Source organism: Rhodoferax ferrireducens (assembly GCF_003347515.1).
Taxonomy (GTDB): Bacteria; Pseudomonadota; Gammaproteobacteria; order Burkholderiales; family Burkholderiaceae_C; genus Rhodoferax.
Genome location: NZ_QEII01000065.1, coordinates 1 through 485 on the forward strand (window position 1 = coordinate 1; position 485 = coordinate 485).

The window sequence follows — 485 nt, forward strand, 5'->3', positions numbered from 1 at the left end:
GGATCGACCCGGAAAAAGCGGTCAAAAATCCGCTCCAAATAGTCGGGCGCAATGCCGTCGCCGGTGTTTGCCATGCCAATCGACACCGTGTCTGGATTCGCATGGATGCGCACATGAACCGTGGTGCCCGCCGTCGAATGCCGCACAGCGTTGGACAGCAGGTTGCCCAGCGCGCGGCGCAACATGAGCCGGTCCGCGCTCACCTCGCCGTCGCCTTCCAGCACAAGGCGCAGCCCTTTTTCTTCGGCCACCGCATCGTAATAGTCGAACAGCGCCCGCACCTCCGTCGCCAGATCGATCGTTTCCCGGCTGGGCACCACCAGGCCGTTCTCGGCCTTGGCCAGCAGCAACATGTCCGAGATCATCCGCGCCATGTGTTCGTATTCCTCGGCGTTTGATTCCAGAATACTGCGGTACTCGTCGGCACTGCGCGCGCGCGACAAGGCGACCTGCGTTTCCGTCATCAGATTGCTCACCGGCGTGCG

1 protein-coding gene is annotated in these 485 nt (G+C 62.5%); it reads right to left on the reverse strand.

Going from position 1 to position 485, the window contains the following annotated elements; translation table 11 throughout:
* Window positions 1-464: ATP-binding protein (locus C5P05_RS00265; protein WP_232834269.1), on the reverse strand; the 464-nt coding region annotated here is incomplete at its 3' end.
* Window positions 465-485 lie beyond the last annotated feature (21 nt).